The organism is Agrobacterium sp. CNPSo 3708, assembly GCF_028674915.1.
GTDB classification, from domain to species: Bacteria; Pseudomonadota; Alphaproteobacteria; order Rhizobiales; family Rhizobiaceae; genus Agrobacterium; species Agrobacterium cavarae.
The window spans coordinates 288,334-305,886 of the sequence record NZ_JAQZSF010000004.1 but is presented as its reverse complement, the minus strand read 5'-3'; the positions used below and the strand labels follow the sequence as shown (position 1 = coordinate 305,886).

Annotated in this window: 14 protein-coding genes and 1 pseudogene; 8 read left to right on the top strand and 7 right to left on the bottom strand. The window is 56.6% G+C overall.

The window, feature by feature from the left end; genetic code table 11:
• Positions 1 to 37: 37 nt before the first annotated feature.
• Positions 38 to 943: a LysR family transcriptional regulator gene (locus PVA19_RS11395; protein ID WP_274102498.1), complete on the bottom strand. Its 906-nt coding sequence runs from the start codon at positions 941 to 943 to the stop codon at positions 38 to 40.
• Positions 944 to 1,041: 98 nt separating this feature from the next.
• On the opposite strand from PVA19_RS11395, the gene PVA19_RS11390 reads away from it, so the two are divergent.
• Positions 1,042 to 2,079, top strand: a complete 1,038-nt coding sequence (locus PVA19_RS11390; protein WP_274102496.1) for an aldo/keto reductase — start codon at positions 1,042 to 1,044, stop codon at positions 2,077 to 2,079.
• Between the two features lie 110 nt (positions 2,080 to 2,189).
• Here PVA19_RS11390 and PVA19_RS11385 read toward each other — a convergent pair whose 3' ends face one another.
• Positions 2,190 to 3,101 carry an agmatinase gene (locus PVA19_RS11385; RefSeq protein ID WP_274102495.1) on the bottom strand — a complete coding sequence of 304 codons (912 nt, stop codon included), beginning with the start codon at positions 3,099 to 3,101 and terminating at the stop codon, positions 2,190 to 2,192.
• Between the two features lie 190 nt (positions 3,102 to 3,291).
• On the bottom strand, positions 3,292 to 6,222 hold the full coding sequence (locus tag PVA19_RS11380; protein ID WP_274102494.1) for an Rne/Rng family ribonuclease: 2,931 nt from the start codon (positions 6,220 to 6,222) through the stop codon (positions 3,292 to 3,294).
• A gap of 650 nt (positions 6,223 to 6,872) precedes the next feature.
• Between PVA19_RS11380 and PVA19_RS11375 the strand changes: the two genes are divergently transcribed.
• The 4 genes from PVA19_RS11375 to PVA19_RS11360 all read left to right on the top strand — a co-directional run bounded on the left by PVA19_RS11375 (position 6,873) and on the right by PVA19_RS11360 (position 12,733).
• Complete coding sequence (locus PVA19_RS11375; protein ID WP_274102493.1) at positions 6,873 to 8,138, top strand: N-acetylmuramoyl-L-alanine amidase; 1,266 nt, start codon at positions 6,873 to 6,875, stop codon at positions 8,136 to 8,138.
• A 305-nt stretch (positions 8,139 to 8,443) separates the two neighbouring features.
• Complete coding sequence (locus PVA19_RS11370; RefSeq protein WP_062440904.1) at positions 8,444 to 10,879, top strand: penicillin-binding protein 1A; 2,436 nt, start codon at positions 8,444 to 8,446, stop codon at positions 10,877 to 10,879.
• Positions 10,880 to 10,977: 98 nt separating this feature from the next.
• Positions 10,978 to 12,109, top strand: a protein-coding gene (prfB, locus tag PVA19_RS11365; RefSeq protein WP_194286714.1) for a peptide chain release factor 2 whose coding sequence is annotated in 2 segments (ribosomal slippage) — positions 10,978 to 11,046 and positions 11,048 to 12,109 — 1,131 coding nt in all. Because the reading frame shifts where the segments join, the coding sequence is not laid out codon by codon here.
• 159 nt (positions 12,110 to 12,268) lie between these two features.
• Entirely contained in the window at positions 12,269 to 12,733 is a 465-nt protein-coding gene (locus PVA19_RS11360; protein WP_113179720.1) for an isochorismatase family protein, read from the top strand.
• A gap of 101 nt (positions 12,734 to 12,834) precedes the next feature.
• On the opposite strand, the gene PVA19_RS11355 is transcribed toward PVA19_RS11360, so the two are convergent.
• A complete protein-coding gene (locus tag PVA19_RS11355) occupies positions 12,835 to 13,335 on the bottom strand; it encodes a hypothetical protein (protein WP_440598700.1) in 501 nt (166 codons plus the stop codon).
• Positions 13,336 to 13,349: 14 nt separating this feature from the next.
• Positions 13,350 to 14,168: pseudogene (locus PVA19_RS11350) on the bottom strand (NAD kinase); the annotation flags it as partial.
• A 420-nt stretch (positions 14,169 to 14,588) separates the two neighbouring features.
• On the opposite strand from PVA19_RS11350, the gene PVA19_RS11345 reads away from it, so the two are divergent.
• Positions 14,589 to 14,843, top strand: coding sequence for a hypothetical protein (locus PVA19_RS11345; RefSeq protein ID WP_274102491.1), 255 nt, complete (start codon positions 14,589 to 14,591; stop codon positions 14,841 to 14,843).
• Positions 14,844 to 15,099: 256 nt separating this feature from the next.
• Here PVA19_RS11345 and PVA19_RS11340 read toward each other — a convergent pair whose 3' ends face one another.
• Complete coding sequence (locus tag PVA19_RS11340) at positions 15,100 to 15,282, bottom strand: hypothetical protein (protein ID WP_062427428.1); 183 nt, start codon at positions 15,280 to 15,282, stop codon at positions 15,100 to 15,102.
• Between the two features lie 238 nt (positions 15,283 to 15,520).
• On the bottom strand, positions 15,521 to 15,733 hold the full coding sequence (locus PVA19_RS11335; protein WP_062427426.1) for a hypothetical protein: 213 nt from the start codon (positions 15,731 to 15,733) through the stop codon (positions 15,521 to 15,523).
• A 66-nt stretch (positions 15,734 to 15,799) separates the two neighbouring features.
• On the opposite strand from PVA19_RS11335, the gene PVA19_RS11330 reads away from it, so the two are divergent.
• Positions 15,800 to 16,315 (top strand): hypothetical protein, encoded by a 516-nt coding sequence (locus PVA19_RS11330; protein WP_162741844.1) that lies wholly within the window; start codon positions 15,800 to 15,802, stop codon positions 16,313 to 16,315.
• 229 nt (positions 16,316 to 16,544) lie between these two features.
• Positions 16,545 to 17,348: an FkbM family methyltransferase gene (locus tag PVA19_RS11325; RefSeq protein WP_274102490.1), complete on the top strand. Its 804-nt coding sequence runs from the start codon at positions 16,545 to 16,547 to the stop codon at positions 17,346 to 17,348.
• Positions 17,349 to 17,553: the final 205 nt, after the last annotated feature.

Sequence of the window (17,553 nt, the reverse complement as noted above, 5' to 3'; positions counted from 1 at the left end):
AGCTTCGCGCGGTTTTCATCATCCAGCTTGTTGGTGATTATCGAACTTTTCCATGTTCGGACAGAAAATCCAAGACGACCCTGATGCGCGCAGGGAGCGGGCCCCCTTCTCCAATATAGACGGCGTAAAAGACCTCTGTGTCTCCCGTGTTGCAGTGAGACAGGACCGGCGCAAGTCGTCCGGCAGTGACGTCGTCGCGGACGGTGAAGTCAGCCAGCATAGCCAGGCCTGCACCTGCGACAGCGAGCCTTCGAACGCCTTCTCCATCGCTGATCTGGACACGTCCGGCGACGGGCACCACGACGGAGTGATTATCTTCGCTGAGCGTCCAGCCCGGCTCTGATCGTACATAGCTGAAACCCAGCAGGTTGTGGCTTTTCAGGTCCGCGACATGACGTGGTTGGCCATATTGTTCGAGATAGGATGGCGCGGCCACAATTGTCCGAGCCGTTTCTCCGAGCTTGCGAGCAATCAAGCTGGATGTTTTCAAAGGCCCGGTTCGAATGGCTATGTCGGTGCGCTCGGCCAATAGATCAACCAATGCATCGGTGAGTGAGATGTCCAGAGTAACAGCAGGATAGAGCACCATGAATTGTGGCACGATGGGTGCCAGCACGTGGTTCAAGTATGAGGCGCTGGTGCTGATGCGAACACGCCCTGCCGGTCTCTCACCCTGGCTTGCTCTCTGCTCCGCTTCGCTGAGGTCCGCGAGTATACGCTTTGCCGCCTCGTAGAACGTGCATCCTTCAGGCGTCAGCTGAAATTGTCGGGTAGAGCGATTGAATAGCCTGGTTCCCAGCCTCGCCTCAAGGCGTGCGATCAATTTGCTAATGGCGGAGGGCGTTAGACGTACCTGCCTCGCTGCAGCAGAAAAACCGCCCGTCTCAATGACGGTTACGAAAACTTCCATCTCCGTAAAGCGATTGATCTCGTGTCTGGCCATGATGAATTCACGTCACAAGTGAGGTTCCTTTTGGTGCTCTATTTCATTTTATGAGGACTGTCTATGAATTGCGGTAGTTCTCAAAAAGGAAGACAAATATGGACTATCGATCACTTGGAAGGTCCGGGCTCAAAGTGCCTGCTTTGAGCTTTGGCGCAGGCACGTTTGGTGGGTCTGGGTCGCTGTTTAGCAACTGGGGCAACTCGGACGCAATCGAGGCTCGACGTCTTGTCGATATTTGTCTTGATGCAGGTGTCAATCTTTTCTATACGGCTGATGTTTACTCCAACGGCGCATCGGAGGAGATCCTCGGTGAGGCGATCAAAGGACGCAGGGACGAGGTGCTTATCTCGACCAAAACCAGCCTTCCAATGGGAGATGGCCCGAATGAGGCCGGATCGTCCCGCTTCAGATTGTTGCGCTCGGTCGATGATGCGCTGAAACGGCTTCAAACGGACTACATCGACTTGCTCCAACTTCATGCCTTCGATGCTGCGACACCGATAGAGGAGGTCCTGTCAACGCTGGACATGCTGGTTCGCTCGGGAAAGGTTCGATACGTCGGTGTCTCGAATTTTTCTGGCTGGCAAATCATGAAGTCGCTTGCAGTGGCCGACCGTTATGGATGGCCGAGATACGTCGCCAATCAGGTCTATTACTCGCTTATCGGTCGGGATTACGAGTGGGATCTCATGCCGCTGGGACAAGATCAGGGCCTGGGCGCAATTGTCTGGAGCCCACTCGGATGGGGTCGTTTGACCGGGAAAATAAGGCGGGGCGTGCCGTTGCCTGAAACAAGTCGTTTGCATGCCACGGCAAGTTTCGGTCCACCGGTTGAGGACAATTATATGTATCGTGTTATTGATGCGCTTGAAACCATCTCGAACGAGACGGCGAAGACCGTGCCGCAAGTCGCGCTCAATTGGCTGCTCAGTCGCCCCACCGTATCGTCTGTGATCATTGGTGCTAGAAACGAAGCTCAACTCAAGGACAATCTCAGCGCTCTCGATTGGAGCCTGACACGTGAGCAGATTGCAGCTCTCGATCAAGCCAGTGCCGTGTCCGCTCCCTATCCCCATTTTCCCTATCGGCAGCAGGCAGGCTTTGCGCGGCTTGATCCACCTCTTGTCGGCTGAAGGATCAAGGTGTGCCGGCCTTGAGTCTTTTTGAAAAACAGAGGACTGAGTTTTCAAGCGTTCGGTAGAATTCCAAAGGCCCGGGATTTTACCGCTACGATGATAGTGCCTCAGATCTGGCGGATCACCGCTCCGATCGCGTTGACGAGAACGCGGGACGCTGTGAGGGCCGATAGGCCGTCAATGTCGGCGGGCGGATAAAACTCGACGAGGTTAAACCCGGCGATTTTCGCTTTGCCGGCAACACCAGAAATCAGATCGATAATCTGGGTGTAGGTGAGACCGCCCGGCGTTCTTGCGGCGACGCCCGGCATGATACTCGGATCGAGGCTGTCGCAGTCAAGCGTGATGACGACTTGAGCATCCTTTGGAATAGCACGAAGAGCCGCAGCCACTCCGCCTGCGTGAATTTCTCTCGCCGTCACAAAGTGGCTTCCGTAGCCTTGTGCCGCTTCGACATCGGCTTTCCTCGCGCTACCGACACTTCGAAGTCCGACCTGCACCATGCCGACCACATGCGCCATCTCGCTCGCTCGGTGCATGGAGCTTGAATATCCGTAGCGTTCTCCCTGAACCTCGTCACGCCAGTCGATATGCGCGTCGATCTGCAAGATCCAGACAGGTCCGGATGTCTCGAACGCAGCAAGAAACGGAAAGGTGACGGAGCAGTCGCCGCCGATGAGGATGGGAACAGCACTGGAGGCTAGGACTTCTCGCGTCTTCGCTTCTATGCGCTGTCGATTGCCTTCATTGTCACGCATCACAGTTTTAATGTTGCCAACATCGATGCAGTTTATCGGACCGCCTTTGAAGAGTGGGCCACCGAGATCGAAATCCCAGTGGGCGATCAACGGCGCATCTTCCTGGCTTGCCGCTCTGATCTGATCGGCCGCTGTTTCATGGCCACCGCTGTCTTGATCCGGATAGGCACTGCCATGTTCCACGCCGAAGATCACCATGCGTGCGGGATTGCCGTCAGCGAGCTCTGAAGGGAGCCCAAGAAACGAATTTGCAGCGCTCATTCTGTGACCAATCCTGCTCAAGCTGTCGCCAATGCGGCGATGATGTCTCGCGACGAATACGGTGTCAAAGCGTGGGAGCCAATCTGGATGATCGCGACACGCGCCCACCATCTCTTCAAACAGAAAACGAAAACCCCGAGACTGGAAATCCAATCTCGGGGTCTTGATTCTCATAGCTGTAGTTCAGGGCTTAGAAGAAACCCTTGCGCTGCCACCAGCCGCCCTTGCGGGGCTTTGGCTCTTCGCCATCGGGGCTGTCGTTCTTGCCGGAGGAGGTAACGACCGGTTCGGACGATGAAACGTTATCGCCGCGGTTGGCGCGGGTCGGCTTTGCAGCATCGTCCCCTTCCTCTTGCGTCGCCTCAACGGCAGCTTCAGCAGCCTGCGGAGCAGGGGTTGGCGCAGCAGGCGCTACGTCAGCGGGCGCTTCTTCCTGCGGAGCAGGGGCGGCGTCCGCCACTGGTGCCGCAACGACCGGTGCTTCCGCTTCAACCGTTGCCTCGACAACCGTTTCAGCCTTCTCCTTGGCCTTGCGGGTGCGACGGGGCTTCTTCGGCTTTTCGGCCTCTTCAACCTGCGGCGTTTCAGCCTCGACAGCGGCCGCCGGCTCTACGCCTTCGGCTGCATCCGCTACGTCGCCATCGTCAACGCCGTCATCGGCATCGCCCTGATCACCGTCGCCATTTTCGGCGTCCAGCAGGTTGCCATTTTCGTCACGGTTGCGACGGCCGCCACGCTTGCCACGACGACGGCGCTTGCGCTTGCCTTCGTCCTGACCGGCATTGTCGCCTTCAGCGCGTGGCTCTGTGGCGTCAGCCTGATCTTCGGTGGCGTCGTCGCCATCTTCCTCATCGCCTTCGCCGGATGCGTCGTCATTGGCATCTGCCTGAACGTCGCCGTTCTGGCCGTTGCCCTTGCCACGACGGCGACGACGACGCTTGCGCTTGCGCTTGCCGTCTTCACCATTTTCAGCCTGGGGCTGGCGTGGCTCGCTAGTCTGCGCCTTCGCTACGACTTCTTCTTCGTCTTCTTCGTCCTCCTCGGCTTCGATGACGATATCGTCTTCGTCTTCCTCGAAGGTCGGGAGAGCCTGCAGAAGGTTTTCGATTTTCACCGGATTTTCGACGGCTTCACCACGGTCGATGGCGAAGTGCTGAGCACCGACGCTGGCGTCCGCCGCGATGATGATCGAAACGCCGAAGCGTTCTTCATAATCAACAATGGTGCCACGCTTGTGGTTGAGCAGGTAGAGCGCCGTTTCAGGCGTCGTGCGCACCGTGATGTTGTGCGTCGTGTTGCGCAGCAGGTATTCTTCGACACCACGCAGCACGTGCAGCGCGATGGAGGATTCCGAGCGCACATGGCCCGTGCCACCGCAATGCGAGCAGATCTGAGTGGTGGATTCGAGAACCGAAGCGCGGATGCGCTGGCGCGACATTTCCAGAAGGCCGAAATGCGAAATACGGCCAACCTGAATGCGAGCGCGGTCGTTCTTGAGGCAATCCTTCAGCTTCTTTTCGACAGAGCGGTTGTTCCGCTTTTCTTCCATGTCGATGAAGTCGATGACGACCAGACCAGCAAGGTCACGCAGGCGAAGCTGACGGGCGACTTCTTCCGCAGCCTCGAGATTGGTTGCGAGTGCCGTCTCTTCGATCGAATGTTCGCGGGTCGAGCGACCGGAGTTCACGTCGATCGAAACCAGGGCTTCGGTCTGATTGATGATCAGATAGCCACCGGATTTCAGCGTAACCTGCGGCTGAAGCATGCGGTCGAGCTGCGCTTCGATGCCGGAGCGCGAGAAGATCGGATGAATGTCGCGGTAGGGCTGAACCACCTTGGCGTGGCTCGGCATCAGCATCTTCATGAAGTCTTTCGCTTCACGATAACCTTCTTCACCGGACACGATGATCTCGCTGATGTCCTTGTTGTAGAGATCGCGGATCGAACGCTTGATCAGCGAGCCTTCCTCGTACACGAGGCAAGGTGCTGTGGAGTTCAGCGTCAGCGTGCGAACGTTCTCCCACAGACGCATCAGATATTCGAAGTCGCGCTTGATTTCGACGCGGGTGCGGTTGGCACCGGCGGTGCGCAGAATAACGCCCATGCCGTTCGGCACTTCGAGATCGCGGGCAATCTCCTTCAGGCGCTTGCGGTCGGCTGGCTGGGTGATCTTGCGGGAAATACCGCCGCCACGTGCCGTGTTCGGCATCAGAACGGAGTAACGTCCGGCGAGTGACAGATAGGTCGTCAGTGCTGCGCCCTTGTTACCACGCTCTTCCTTGGCAACCTGAACGAGCAGGATCTGGCGACGCTTGATGACTTCCTGAATGCGGTACTGCTTGCGCGGCTTGCGCATGGCGCGGTCTGGAACTTCTTCCATCGCGTCTTCGGCGCCGACCGACTCGATGACTTCCTTCTCGTGATGATCGTCGTCGTCATCATCATCGTCATCGCCGACACGCTCAACGTCTTCGGAAATCGAGTCGGTGTCGACCATGGCTGCCATTTCGCCGCCCTTGGAGCCATCCTCGTCGGCGGCTTCATCGGCAGACGCTTCGGCCGTAGCCTCTTCAGCCTCGGTTTTCTTCTTTGCGCGGGGACGGCGCGTGCGCTTCTTCGGCTTTTCTTCTTCCGCAGGCTGCTCTTCGGCAACCGCTTCTTCCGTAATAGCGACGGTTTCCTCGGAGGCTACGACCTGTTCGGAAGCAGCTGTGTCTTCAGCCTTCTCCTCAGATGTCGGCACAATGCCGATATCCGGCTGGTCGGCCTTGGAAAGATCGACTGCGGGTTCGTTAGGGGCGTCAGCCGGTTCGAAGTCATCGCCACGGCGATGCTCTTCGGCTTCCGCCTTTAGAAGCGCCTGCCGATCGGCCAGCGGAATCTGGTAATAGTCGGGGTGAATTTCGGCAAAGGCCAAAAATCCATGGCGGTTGCCGCCGTAATCCACGAAGGCTGCCTGAAGCGACGGTTCGACGCGTGTCACCTTCGCCAGATAGATATTGCCGCGTATCTGTTTTTTATGTTCGGACTCGAAATCGAATTCTTCAATGCGATTTCCACGAACAACGACTACGCGCGTCTCCTCTTCGTGGGAGGCGTCGATAAGCATTTTGTCTGCCATGTAAGCTGTGCTCCTCGGCGCAGCCTTGTCATATACGAGAATAGGCCCGCCGCAGGGACAGGCCTTTTATCTTTTTCCAAGGGTGTGCCGGAAATGAAGTGTTCCGCCCGACGCATGTAAACTGGCAGCATCCGGACAACGTGCAAGGCAACTTGCCTGCTCCCTGTATCCGGTTCGTATGAAAGCTGCTGCAACGACATCATTGGCCAAGCGAGAACGACTATAATAAATAGACTCCTGAGAGTCCGATGAAAATGCTCTCCTCAGAGCGAGCGGTGGCATGCCACCGGGTATGTCTCCGGCCACAGCCGGATTGATCCAGTTTCAGGATAAAAATGAAGCGACGGCAGATGATTGCCCGAAATTCAGCGCCAGAGTCATTCTCGATTGGCAGCCGGCGGGAATCTATCCCGTCAACATTTTTAACCCTCAATCGTGTTGTATGGTTTCTCCGTCATAATAGCAATAGGCAGGCTAAATATGTCATATCATTGATGGAATTTCGCGGTTAAGAAATGCTTCATCAAGGCTTGCGAATGTTGCAGCCAAGCGCGAATAAGGCCATCTTCATCAGGGGAAGACGGCAATTTCGGCTGAGAAGCCGATGATTTTCGCATAAACGACATAAAACTTAAAAGATATTGGCGACCATGAAAACTCAGGCGCGGGCGGCAGGGACATCAACTAGGCGAGCTTTGTTTTCGCGAATCACTCGTTATGCGCGAGCAGCTTTCCCCGTCCTGTTCCTTGCTTTTGTCGCAGGCGAACAGGCTCATGCGGCGCCTCAGCTCGTTGCGAACGCCGCTCGCATCATCGGCGACGAGGCGCGTACACGCGTCGTGCTCGATTTCAACGCTGAGCCTGAATTCGAGGTGCACTATCTCGATTCGCCAGCGCGGATCGTGGTGGACTTGCCCGCTGTCAGCTTTGCCTTTCCCACAAACGATCTGAAGGCGACCGGGCTTTTCAGCGACATCCGCTTCGGTAGCATGGGCGAGGGGAGCGCGCGTCTGGTGTTGACCGCAAAGAAACCTGTTCAGGTGGCCATCGCCAAGGTTCAGCCCGAAGAAGGCGGCAAAATCTTCCGCTTCGTTCTCGACACCGAAATCGCGTCCAAACAGAAATTCGCCGATCTTTTGAAGAACCAGGATTGGCAGGCGCTCGCACCGGCGACCACCGCATCGGTTACACCCGATATCATCCAGACCTCGCCGCGCCAGTCCGATTTCGTCATTGCCGTGGATGCCGGCCATGGCGGTATCGATGCGGGCGCGAAGGGCGGCGTCAGCGGCACGGATGAAAAGGTCATCACGCTTTCTTTCGCCAAGCAACTGACAGATCGTCTCAACCGTCTGCCTGGAATCAAGGCCTTTCTGACGCGCGATGACGACACGTTCCTGGCGCTTTCCGAACGCGTAACGATTGCGCGCCAGCACAGCGCCAATCTTTTCATTTCCGTTCATGCGGACACGCTGAGCCAGAAAGGCATCCGGGGCGCGACGGTTTATACGATCTCAGACCGCGCATCGGACCGCATGGCGCAGAATCTTGCGGAGCGTGAAAACCTCTCCGACCAGATCGCAGGTGTGACGGTCTCCAATGCGCAGCCGGAAGTGGCCGATATCCTGCTCGATTTGACGCGACGGGAGACGCAGGCCTTCTCCGTGACGCTTGCGGAAAACATCGTTTCCTCCTTCGAGGGGCAGGTGGGGCTGATCAACAATCCGCATCGTTATGCCGGTTTCCAGGTGCTGCGCGCCCATGATGTGCCGTCGGTGCTCTTGGAACTCGGTTTTCTCTCTAATCCGGAGGATGAAAAGCTGCTTCTCGATGAAAGTTGGCGCGACAAGGTGGCTGAACGTCTGGCCGAGGCGGTGACCAAGTATCGCGCCCAGGCTCTAGCCAATGGCGGCTGAGCTATAAGTGCTGTGATGCTTTTGCGACGGTCGTCAAAAAGCGGAGCAACTTGATCGCTCCGCATTCGCATTTGATGGGCAAAGCCCTATTTTACTCACATTCAACGCGTTACTCGGCATCAGGATTCGGCAGCAGAGCGGGACTCGCTTGCGATTGCGCGGACACTATCTCTCGATAACATGAGCGGGAATGCTTAATCCCCGACTTGTCATCGGTTAAGCGGTGTGCAAAACGGCACGCTACATGTAAAATTGCGCGCCTACGGGCAGGCGCAAAGTGCGATTCGAAGTATCGGTAGCCTCATATGATCAGACTGATTGGATATTTCTTCGGCTTGGCGAGCACGCTTTTTCTCGTGGTCGCGGCTGGCGTTGCCCTTTACCTGGTAACGATCACGAAGGATCTGCCTGACTATGCGGTTCTGAACAGCTACGAGCCGCCAGTGACGACCCGCGTTCACGCGGGCAATGGCGCGCTGATGACGGAATATGCCGAACAGCGACGCCTGTTCCTGCCGATCCAGGCTATCCCGGATCGCGTCAAGGCCGCATTCCTTTCGGCGGAAGACAAGAATTTCTATCAGCATCCCGGCATCGACGTGACCGGCTTTGCGCGTGCGGCCCTTGCCTATGTGACGGGCGGCCCGACGCAGGGCGGCTCGACCATCACCCAGCAGGTGGCGAAGAACTTCCTGCTGACGAACGAGCAGACGATGGAGCGCAAGGCGAAGGAAGCCATTCTTTCATTCCGCATCGAGCAGGCATACAGCAAGGACAAGATTCTAGAGCTTTACCTCAACGAAATCTTCTTCGGGCTGAATTCCTACGGTATTGCCAGCGCCTCGCTGACCTATTTCAACAAGTCCGTTACCGAACTGACTATTGCCGAGACGGCCTATCTCGCAGCGCTGCCGAAGGGTCCGGCGAACTACCATCCGTTCCGTCGCGAGAAGGCCGCTGTCGAACGCCGCAACTGGGTGATCGATCGCATGGCCGAGAACGGCTATATCACCAAGGCGGATGCTGAAGAGGCCAAGCAGCAGCCGCTGGGTGTGAACGTTCGTCGTGGTGGCCCGCAGCTTGCCGGTTCGGATTATTTCGCCGAAGAAGTGCGCCGCCAGATCGTCGATCAGTTCGGTGCAGACAAGCTGCTCAAGGGCGGTCTTTCGGTGCGCACGTCGTTCGATCCGGAAATCCAGATGGAAGCGCGCAAGGCGCTACAGGATGGTCTCATCGATTATGATGAGCGCCGCGGTTTCCATGGCCCAATCGATCAGATCGACATCAATGGCGACTGGGCAGCGGCGCTTTCCAAGTTGAAGCCTTTGCGCGATGTGCCCGAGTGGCGCATGGCCGTGGTGCTGGCCGCAACGGCAGATGGCGTCGATGTCGGTCTCCGTCCGGACGCGGATAGCGATGCTGCCGATAAGAATGCGCGCGGCCGGATCAAGCCGGACGATATGAAATGGGCTTATCGCGACTCCAAGGGGCAGCGCAGCACGGCCAAGTCTCCGGCTGGCGTGCTGAAGGCCGGCGATGTCGTCTATGTCGAGCAAATCTCTGGCCAGGGCAATTCCTATCGCCTTCGCCAGCCGCCGAAAGTGCAGGGCGGCATGGTGGTGATGGATCCGCATACCGGTCGTGTTCTTGCGATTGTCGGCGGCTTCTCCTACGCGCAGTCGGAATTCAACCGCGCGACACAGGCCATGCGTCAGCCCGGTTCGTCCTTCAAGCCGTTCATCTACGCAGCAGCACTCGACAATGGCTATACGCCGGCTTCGGTCGTCATGGATGCACCGCTTGAGGTTGTTTCCGGTGGTGAAGTCTGGCGGCCGCAGAACTACGGTGGCGAGGTCGCAGGTCCGTCCACGCTTCGTCTTGGCATCGAAAAGTCTCGCAACCTGATGACGGTGCGTCTGGCACAGGACATGGGCATGAACCTGGTGGCGGAATATGCCGACAGCTTTGGCATCTACGACAAGATGCCGCCGCTGCTTGCCATGTCGCTCGGTTCGGGCGAAACCACTGTCATGCGCATGGTCTCGGCCTATTCCGTGATCGCCAATGGCGGCAAGCAGATCAAGCCGACCGTGATCGACCGTATTCAGGACCGCTACGGCAAGACCATCTTCCGTCATGAGGACCGCGCCTGCGAAGGCTGTAATGCGACGGTGTGGCAGAATCAGAACGAGCCGACCATCGTCGACAAGCGCGAGCAGGTTCTCGACCCGATGACGGCTTATCAGGTCACGTCCATGATGGAAGGCGTCGTCCAGCGTGGTACGGCTGCCGGCAAGATCAAGGTTGATCTGCCTGTTGCGGGCAAGACCGGCACCACCAATGATGAAAAGGATGCCTGGTTCGTCGGTTACACACCGGATCTCGTGGCAGGGCTTTACATCGGTTTCGATAGCCCGGCACCTCTCGGCCGTGGCGGCACCGGCGGTTCGCTCGCAGCACCGATCTTCGGCGAGTTCATTTCCCAGGCAGCAAAGCATCTGCCGCACAGCAAGTTCATCGTACCGAACGGCATGAATTTCGTCGCTGTCAACCGCAAGACGGGCATGGCGGCGATGGAGGGCGAGCCTGACACGATCATGGAAGCCTTCAAGCCTGGTACCGGTCCTGCATCTAGCTTCAATGTCATCGGTATGGATGGCAACATGTCTCAGGAAGACATTTTGCGGGAGTCCCCGCAGGCGCAGCAGGCCATCACTGGCGGCGGCGGCGGCCTCTACTAAATCAAATCAACACAAGGCGAGGGGCGCGGGTCTTTACATCCGCGCCCCTCGCATTTATTCACCCAAGCAGTTTTTCAAGAAGGCGAAGAATCTGCGAAATGCGCAATGAAATCGTAAACGTAGTCGACGAAATCAAGCAGGCCATAAGCCTGCTGAGGAGGCATCTTTGACTGGGACCAGGCGATAAGACGACTGGACTGGTTGAACAACAAGGCAGAGGATCCGAACCTCTGGAACGATGCCGGCGAAGCGCAGAAGCTGATGCGCGAACGCCAGCAGCTGGATGAATCCATCAATGGTGTCCGATCGCTCGAGCAGCAGGTCAACGACAATATCGAATTGATCGAGATGGGTGAGGCCGAGGGCGACGAGGACATCGTGCGCGAGGCCGAAGAGGCGCTGAAGGCGCTGCGCAGCGAAGCAAACCGCCGTCAGGTGGAAGCGATGCTTTCGGGCGAAGCCGATTCCAACGACACCTATGTCGAAGTGCATTCAGGCGCCGGCGGTACGGAAAGCCAGGACTGGGCGAGCATGCTTTTGCGCATGTATACCCGCTGGGCCGAGCGTCAGGGCTTCAAGGTGGAAGTTCTTGAAGTGCATGACGGCGAAGAGGCCGGCATCAAATCTGCGACCATTCTGGTGAAGGGCCACAATGCCTTCGGCTGGATGAAGACCGAATCCGGTGTTCACCGCCTGGTGCGCATCTCGCCCTATGACAGCAATGCGCGTCGTCATACGTCGTTCTCGTCCATCTGGGTTTATCCCGTCGTGGACGACTCGATCCAGATCGACATCAACGAAAGCGATTGCCGCATCGATACCTATCGCTCGTCCGGTGCCGGCGGTCAGCACGTCAACACCACCGACTCCGCTGTGCGTATCACGCATATTCCGACCGGTATTGCGGTTGCCTGCCAGCAGGAGCGCTCGCAGCACAAGAACCGCGCCAAGGCGTGGGAAATGCTACGCTCGCGCCTCTATGAGGTAGAGTTGCAGAAGCGCGAAGAGGCTGCCAATGCGCAGGCTGCATCGAAGACGGATATCGGCTGGGGTCATCAGATCCGCTCTTACGTTTTGCAGCCCTATCAGCTGGTCAAGGACCTGCGCACGGGCGTGGAAAGCACGTCGCCAAGCAGCGTCCTGGATGGCGATCTGAACGAATTCATGGAGGCAGCCCTTGCTCACCGCATCAGTGGCGGGGCCGGTGTGGAAGTCTCCGACATCGATTGATGGCGGCAGCATCAATTTCGATACCAGAACCTCCCGTGGCGCTTGCTGCGGGAGGTTTTTCATTTACAGCATCGGCCCGAAAATCAGACTCGATTTTCGGAAAGCACGATGTGTCGATTCAAAAAGCTTTAGTGCTATTCGAGGCTTGAGGAGATTGCAGTGAAACAGGCTCTCTATATTGTTGATGTGCAACCAAGCTTCAATCCGCCGTCACGCCTTGTCGAGGAGATCGCAACACTCGCTATCAGGATGCCGAGCATAGCGAGCGTCGAGCGGCACGATGAGAGCATCACGCCTTTTCAGCGGCAACTGGGCTGGACGCCCGGCCAAAACGACGAGTCGCTTGTGGTCGCGGACCGCGTCTTCATCAAATATGGCTATGCACCGCCAAGGGAAGCTGTCGATTATCTTCTGTCGCTGCAGCTTGATCGGGTTCTCGTTTGTGGGATACAGGCGGATACCTGTGTGCTGGCGGCCGGCTTTGCCTTCTTCGATGCGGGGCTCTCTCCCACGCTGCTGCCCTGGCTGACGGTGGGATCCAGTCTCGACCGAACGGGCGCGCTCGGTGCTCGTCTCTGGAAGCATCACTTTGGCGCGGTGCTGAGTGGGCCAGACGAGATTTGAGGCACTCAGGAGAGGGTAGGTGCGAGATAGAGAGACGGCGTTGTGCTGATGCTCTTGCCAGCCCGTTTGAGGAAGATACGCCGAGCCACGGCGCCTTAGGTCTAGTTCGACGCTTTCTCGATTTTCATGTCGCCCAACTCATCGATGATAATGGTCCATGCGTCCGGCTCCTTTTGAGCCGGGTCGGTCTTCAGATGGACGGTGACGAACAGACCGGGAAGACTGGACGCGCCGGCCGAGCTTTCAGGGCGGATATCCGTCACATAGGCCTTCATCTGCGTGAATTCTTCAAGCTCGAGGGTCTCGACGAGGGAAGGGCCATTCGCGGTGTAGGCGATCTGCTGGAGATAGATCTTCGCGGTACCATCTGGCTGGCGCATGGCGACGACCTTGTAGTAGCCGCGCGTGGGCTCTGGACGCGTCGACGCGCTCTTATCTGTCGTCTGTGAGGACTTTGCTGTGTCCTCCACGGCCTCGCGTTCCCACATGCCGTTGCTGGTAACAAATATGGTCGACACGGGCAGCGCATCTATGCCCGGCATCTGCGAGAAGGCCTGACTGACGCTACCAAGCAATAGGGCTGCGGCAAGGAGGGCTTTCATGGTCATGTCCTTCATCAGTTGGTGAACTGTTCGGCGAGAATTCGGTCCGACCAGGAGCGATCCGGATCAGAGAGAATTCTGGCCGTCCGATCCTGAGAAAGCGCGATCTTGACGCTGCGCACCGATTTCACCTCGCGGTGATCGGCAACGGCGTTTACCGGACGCTTTTCGCCTTCTTGAACGTGGATGTCGACGGTCACCTTATTGGGCAGGAGTGCGCCGCGCCAGCGCCGCGGGCGGAACGGGCTGACAGGTGTCAGCGCAAGAAGCGGGGATTCCAGCGGCAGGATCGGGCCATGGGCTGAAAAGTTGTAAGCCGTGGAGCCAGCGGGCGTCGCGACCATCACGCCGTCGCAGATCAGCTCCTCCAGACGCGTCTTGCCGTCGATGTCGACGCGAAGCTTTGCTGCCTGGTGAGACTGGCGGAAGAGGCTGACCTCGTTCATCGCCAGGGCGGACACCTCGTTGCCGTCCTCGTCTACCGTCGTCATTCTGAGCGGATGGAAATCATTGCCGGTCGCCACGGCAATGCGTTCATGCAGCCGCCCCAGCCTGTAATCGTTCATCAGGAAACCGACGGAGCCGCGGTTCATGCCGTAGACACGCTTTCCGAGATTCATCGTCTCATTCAAGACCTGGAGCATGAAACCATCGCCGCCGAGCGCGACGATCACATCCGCTTCGTCGAACGAGGCATTGCCATATTCGCGGATCAGTTCTTCTCTCGCGGCCTGCGCGTGGTCTGCGGACGAAGCGACGAAGGAAATTTTATGCACTGAACGCGACATGCGGCCATCCCGATTGATGATCTCTGGTACATGAAGAGACACCTGATGGACAAGCTCTTTCGAGGCGCAAGCGGTTACCTGCCGCTTTCCACGGTGCCCTTCGCGCCACTGCCCAGGCCGCCAGAGGCAGCCCGATTCGCATTCGCGCCATAATTATTAACAACCGACCCGCGAAGGCCGGAACAAAAGCAAACTCTCCCCGTTCTTTCAGCACAATGGAGATTGTAACATGACCTCGCAAGGTACTTCTGGTCGCCGAAGAATTCTTGAGGCCGCGAACAAGGCCTCCATTACCACATACAAACCCATTATCGTCCCTCTTACAGGTACCTATGTGGCAATGATCTTCCGCAGGGGTCTTAAGAGTGCGTCTAAACTGGCAAAGACTTAGTCGAAACCTGGCGTGACTTAACGCTGCCGATGACCGGTAGCCGGAACGCCATAGAGATAGCGAAGGGGAATGACATGAAGAAAGTTCTCATCATCGCCGCTGCCATGGTCCTTTCCGCAGGCGCAGCGTTCGCAGAATGTGTAAAGGGCATCGAAACAACGGCCGCCGCCCCAGGCGTCGATCGGGAGTTCAAGACGGCAAGCATCGCGCCGCCAACCGAGCCCGCTCAGAAACCGGTTCTGGTTTTGAGAAAAATGGAAAGGCTGCCAGGCAATGTGGAAACCGCGGTTGTTGCCTCTCCTGAGAGCGCATTGGCGCGGATGCAGTGATACACCTGATGAGAGCGCAATGCGTCCTGTAGGACGCCACAATGACGCTGTGTCTTCTTTGATCTACGCATCGTGCTTGATACATCCCGCGTCCAAAGACATTTGGCGCGGGATTTTTATGTGTGGGGCTATTAATTGGCTCCAGCTCTCCGCGGACACCACATCAAACTGCGATCGCTTGCGTCTCTCTCAAGACAAGATATCGCTGCCTATCCCACGCACAACCTTTGACGACCCACGCGTCTCTGAGCGTCTCCTAGGAGTCGAGCTTGAGAGAAAGCTGCCGACCGCCATTCTTTTTCAGAATGTAAAGTGGCTTTGCGATCATCTCCGTCTTGCGGCGCAAATCGCGGCGACGCGCTTCAGCGCGTTCTCTCAAATCTCGGGATTGAGCAACAAGAGCGAGTGCCTGCTCAATGGATCTCTCTGACGTCGTCATCGTGAACTCCTGTTTGTTCTCTCTATGTTCTCATTTTGAGCCAGGATTGTCAAGGGATTGCGATTCGTGGACGCGTAGGCCTATGTTGAGGTCGGGATCAATGTGAGAATTAGGATATCGTTTGCGAAGCGGCGACCACAAGTAAAGGTCGCGACTTCGAAACGGACCGTTCAAGGTGAAAAAGAAAAAGGCCCGGCGTGGCCGGACCTTTCATCTTTCACACTGCAACTTTCCATTTTCAGGAGAGGGCGCGGTCTTCCAAGAAACTGTCTTCGGACAGGCGACCGCTTGCCAGCGCAACAATAGCAAGAGCTGCGTGTTGACGATCCCAGCCCGCACTTTCGGCAACCTCAAGCAGTCCATTGATGGAAGGCTCGAGAGCGAACTGGCATTCAGCCTGGTAATCCATAGTGTCGATCTTGAGCGACGGTGGATTGATCAAAGCGCGCATTCAGCACTCCATTCTGGCGCATATCCCACTCCCCGATGTAGGGACATACGTGAAATTCACAAGCTTTTGAAGCCCAACGTCGTAACGACGTCAAGCGATATCAAGCCACGAATCCCCCAGCGCGACGGAGAGTCTTTTATATTAGAGATTCTGTCAACCTCGAGCAGCAGGTTATGCGTCGCCCCTGCTTTGTCGAAAGGGGCGCTTTCGCCAAATGAGAAGGGCCATCACATAGAGCGCGAAGGTGACGAACCAGACGAGCGGAAAAGCAAGAAATACAGCGGCATATCCACATCCGCCATCAAAGCAGGTGCCGAAGGTGGCAGTCTGCACGACGGTCCTTGCCACAAAGAAGGAGACGAAGCCGGTTCCCGCAACGCCCGCAAGCAACAACACGATATTGGTAAACAGTCTCATGTTGGCGGAGTATGGATAAGAATAAGACGTCTTTGCGGACATCAGACAAGAAGCTGGTGTGGCTCGGATATTTTCTTGCTGAGTGCGTCTTATTTCTCGGCGCAGTGGCAGACGCCAGCCTTAAATAACGCGCTGACGGTGAAAGTGGCAGCCTTCACTGGCTGAAGAATAGCTACTAGTTATCGGTCGGTCGGCGACTGCAGTCTTTTGACCTTTACGGACAGCAATTTTTGGAGCGGCGGGACACGTGCCCAGCCGTGGTAACCTTAAATCCTGTTATTCGAATATTCGTTGTCAGCTTAGGCTATAGGTGGGTCGTTAAGTCAATTTCCAGAAGAAGTTTAAGGAGCAATTGTCTTGTTCAGGTCAGCAAGCGGTTTCTCAGGGGGCAATTTTGAAGAGATATATTCGATTTCTGATCTATGTTGTCAGAAACTTTGTTATAGCGAATAGAAGATTTGTTCGCCTATCACCTTTTGAACGGGGAAAGATCCCGTTCTACGATAAGCAAACCAAGCGGTTTTTGTACGTGTCGGTTCGAGATCACATCGATTCGATCACCGCGGATCAGGTTTTTACCGACAGTGATTACGAATTGCGCTTTCTGAGCCGCTACGACGAGTTGGTGGCGTTTTATGAGCGAACCCTCTCCCAAAATAAAACTCCTTTGATCATCGACTGCGGCGCCAATATTGGCTGTTCCGCCTTATTTTTTGCTCGAGAGTTTCCAGCCGCAAAGCTCGTGGCTGTTGAGCCCGAGCGTAATAATGTCGAGATGATTAGAAAAAACTGCGCCTCGCTGAACAACGTCATCGCGGTCAACAAGGCGGTTGGCTCGGTAGATGGCCTCGTGACGATTGCTGATCCGCATTGCGATAACAACGCCTTCAGGATGACTCGCGAGCCGGATGGCACGGGTGACATCCCCGTTACATCAATAGGGAGCCTCCTATCCGATTACGATCAGTATGTGCCCTTCATCATCAAAATCGACATTGAAGGTTTCGAAGATGACCTGTTTTCGGCAAATACCGGTTGGCTCCAAAAATTTCCCCTGATGATCATAGAAACGCATGACTGGTTGCTCCCGCGCCAGGCAAATTCCAGCAACTTTCTCAAAGTCATCAGCGCAACGGGACGGGATTTCGTGCATAGAAGTGCCAATGTCTTTTCCATCTCCAACACGGTCGAGATGTGAAGCCTGTCGCGATCTTTCAGATTCGCTCCTTGCGCTTAGGTCCATGTTCGCGAGCGCGACTTGCGTTGAGTCACGGCGGTTCTTCGCCGATGTTTAAGGCGCAGCGCCTTGAACGGCTCTCATTTCATCACGGACATCGAAAGCCGCTGGCAGTTAGACATTGGGTCGTTGGGTCATCATATCGAACCGAACGCTGCCTGCCTTC